Below are 3,745 nucleotides of genomic sequence, written 5' to 3'. Positions count from 1 at the left end.
AATAATTAAAAATAAAATAAAAATAAAAATTTATTTAAAAAATAAGATTAAAAATAATTAAAAATAAAATAAAAATAAAAATTTATTTAAAAAATAAGATTAAAAATCTAAAAAAAGAAAATAAATTAGTTATATTAATTAATAATTAATTTAAATTATTTTTTATAAAAAATAATTATTTAAAGGTTTTAAAAACAATTTAAAATATTAATAAATATTAAACTACTTTTAAACCATTTATTTTAAAACCAATTTAGCAGAGTGTGTAACAGCTAAAAATGTGTCATCACCATTGTATTTTGCAACGAATGAATAACTTCCCTTAGAATTCAAACTTACCTTAACGCTAGCAATTCCATTTGCATTGCTTGTAGCTGTATAAGATTTTCCATTGACTGTAAATGTAATCTTTTTGCCTTTAACAGCTACTCCCTTAGCGTCCTTAAAGGTGGCAGTCAATGTTTTTGTCTTGGCATTTGCCTTATAGTTTTTAGCAGGAACTGTTAAACTAGGCTTTTGTTTTTCAACTGTTATCTTAGCTACCGCAAAGGTGGAATTGTAATCCTCATCACCAAGGAAACAAATTGCAAAGGTGTAGCCTCCTGCAATTCTAAGGTTTACCTGAGTTTTAGCCTGACCATTTTCATCTGTAGTGTAATTATAGACATGCCCATTGAATCCAACTAAAACTGTCTTTCCGACCAGAGGATTGCCATCCTCATCCAACAATGTGTAAACGAAGTATTTGCCATCTCTTACCAATGCACTTGTGATTGCCTTAGTGGTCATGTTGCTGCAATTGATTTGGCTTGCCTTCATTACATGAACATACTTGCTTTTAACGCTTATATTAGTGCTTATTGAATCATTTAGATAATTGGAATCTCCAGCATAAATTGCTCTGATTTGATAATCGCCAATGTCAAATAAGGTGGAATCATCAAATTTAGCAGTACCATTAGTTATTTGAGCATAAACAAGAATTGCCTTATTATTTGTGTCTTTTATTTCAAAGAGAATATTTCCGCTTGCACCATTATCCACACTTGCATTGATTGAAATGGAACCGTCATCAGCGGCACTTGCAGAAATCTCAAGATTTGGATTTGACTTATCAAAGCGGAATGCCATTTCATTAAAGCTGGAACAGTAATTTGCATCACCTGAATAGTTTGCAAGTATTCTGTAATCGCCCTTTTCAAAGACTCCTTCCAAATCAAGCCTTGCAATTGAGTTTTCAATAGGAACACTTGATGTGTTAAAGAGTTTTCCATCCTTATAAACTGTAAAGACAATATTTCCGCTTGGATTGCCTTCAGCAACTACAATGGCATCACAAATGATGAAGCTGCCTTGATCTGCCACATTAGTTAAAACCAATCTGGAAATGCCCTTATCAACAAAGATATCCTGACTTACTGAAGCGTTATAGAAATTATCATCTCCGGCAAAACTGGCCATGACAGTGTAATTTCCTTTAGCAAAGACCATTTCATCATCAAATATTGCTTCACCATTCTGAATGTCCTTGGATAAGCTTACTGCCCTTCCGTTTGCATCAATAATATCAAATTTGATTAATCCAATGGCTGCCTTATCGATTGTAGCATTGACAAAAATGACTCCTCCATTAACTGATGGGAGTATGCTTAAGTTTGGAACTTCCTTTATTAAGGATATTGAAGAGCTTTTATCAACCATATAATATTGCCAATCCCCAAGATAACTTGCAAGAATTTCATAATCTCCCTTTTCCAATGGAAGACTTTCATAGTGAATGCTTCCATCCTTGATTGATTGGCTTGAATTTAAAACCAGTGAATTGTTTTCATATACCAATAAGCTTATATTGCCTGTTGCATTAGAATTCAATCTTCCATCAATAATCAAATTGCCAGAATCACTTACAGAAGGAATCAAATCAAAATCAGGTATGCTTTTTAGTGAAACTGTACTTGTAACCTCCTCTTCAGCAAAGTAATGATTGTCACCCAAATATTTGACGGTAATTTCATAATCCCCTTCAGATGCAATATTCTTTTCAACACAGTATGAAATACCATTTTCAACAGGAACGCTTACCTTAATGACCCTACCCATCTTATTGTCAATGTCAAAGGTCATTGAACCTGTAGCACTTTCTTCCACACTTGCATTAACTATCAGATTACCGTAATCATCGATTTTGATTGAATTTACATTTAGGTGAGGAAGCAATTTTGTAACTTCAACAGTTGTGGTGTAAACTGCCTTATAGAAGTCATCGTTGCCGTCAAATACAACATAGACATCATAACTGCCATTTAAAAAGCGAATGTATTGGTTAAAACTAACCTTTCCATTTTTAATCTCATCAATAAGTCCGCAGACATATCCATCCTCATCAATTTGACCTTCATAATAAATTGAAAAGTTTATGTCTCCATTGACCCTCTTGTCAAGGCTTGCATCAATTATGATGCTTCCAAATTCATTTACATCTACTGAAACAGCTAATTTAGGGTTGTTTTTAGTGAAAGTTACAGAAGTGTTGATTTTAGCCCCATAATAATTATTATCTCCTAAAAACTCAATTACAAGATCATAGGTGCCCTTTTCAAAGACATCGAAGTTTTCATAATAGGCATGTCCGTTTTCAACTGAAACAATTGAAATCTTTTCACTTTTGCCTGATATGAATCTGAATGAAACATCACCATCTGCATCATTATTTACGATTGCATCAATGAATAAATCACCATATTCGTTTAAATCCTTTGTAAATGTGAATGTAGGAATGTTCTTTTCAATGGTAAACTCATAAATAATTTCATCCCCCAAAGATTCCCTGCCGTAATTTTCATCACCTAGATAGGTTGCATTCAGTGTATAATATCCCTTTGGTAAAAGGCCTGTTAAATCAATAGTGGAATTATACCATTTATCACCATCAACATCCAATTCATCAAAGATTACAGGAGCAGTCTTGCTTAGTACAAGGTCATCATCTTCATTAAAAATTTCAAATAGAACCTCTCCAGTAAGATTTTCACCATCTACAGACAAATAGGCTTCTATAATAATATTACCATATTCATCAGGAATTTCATCCAAATTAAAGATATCAAAGCCTAATAAGATGTTGTCATCATCACCACCATCATCACCATCATCAATCCAATCATCATCCCACTCATCATAGTAGTCGTCATCTTCCTCTCCAATACTTATTGGATCATTAGAAATGACGTCATTAGAAGACAATTTATTATTTGAAATTTCCTTTTTATCATCCAGACCAATTGAATTTTCATCATCCAAAACAGAATCATCAGGAGAAGAATCTGACAAAACAGAATCATCCAGAGAAGGTTCGGACAAAATGGAATTATCAGATTTCTCATCTATGACAATTCCAATATCATTATTATCATTATCATTATAATCTTGAATTACTGCATCATTTAAATCACTATTGTCTGCTGCACTAACAGCAGCAATCAAGACAAATAATAGTAAAAACAATGCAGATAAAATCTTTTTATTCAATTTCATGCTATCACATCTGTTAATAAATTAAATAAATTTTAAAAATGTTTATACTATTTCACATTAAAACATTTAAAAAAGCAATTGAAAATAATTTAATATTTTTAGAAATATTAAATATTCACATATTCTTAATAATACTTTTTTAATAAAATACATATAAATTTAACTTAAAAATCTTAGATCGGAAGAGCACACGTCTGAACTCCAGTCACGA

1 protein-coding gene is annotated in these 3,745 nt (G+C 31.7%); it reads right to left on the bottom strand.

Features of this window, described 5'->3' with window-relative positions:
* Positions 1-237: 237 nt before the first annotated feature.
* Complete coding sequence (locus tag Q0138_RS07155) at positions 238-3,534, bottom strand: Ig-like domain-containing protein (RefSeq protein WP_297982644.1); 3,297 nt, start codon at positions 3,532-3,534, stop codon at positions 238-240.
* Positions 3,535-3,745 lie beyond the last annotated feature (211 nt).

It is taken from the genome of uncultured Methanobrevibacter sp. (assembly GCF_937906425.1).
GTDB lineage: Archaea > Methanobacteriota > Methanobacteria > Methanobacteriales > Methanobacteriaceae > Methanobrevibacter.
Note: the sequence above shows the minus strand (reverse complement) of the source record. Positions and strands in the feature narration are given on the sequence as shown.

What these genes read in the sequence shown, in the direction of transcription:
- Q0138_RS07155 (WP_297982644.1), bottom strand. Translation starts at nt 3,534, where the DNA reads ATGAAATTGAATAAAAAGATTTTATCTGCATTGTTTTTACTATTATTT.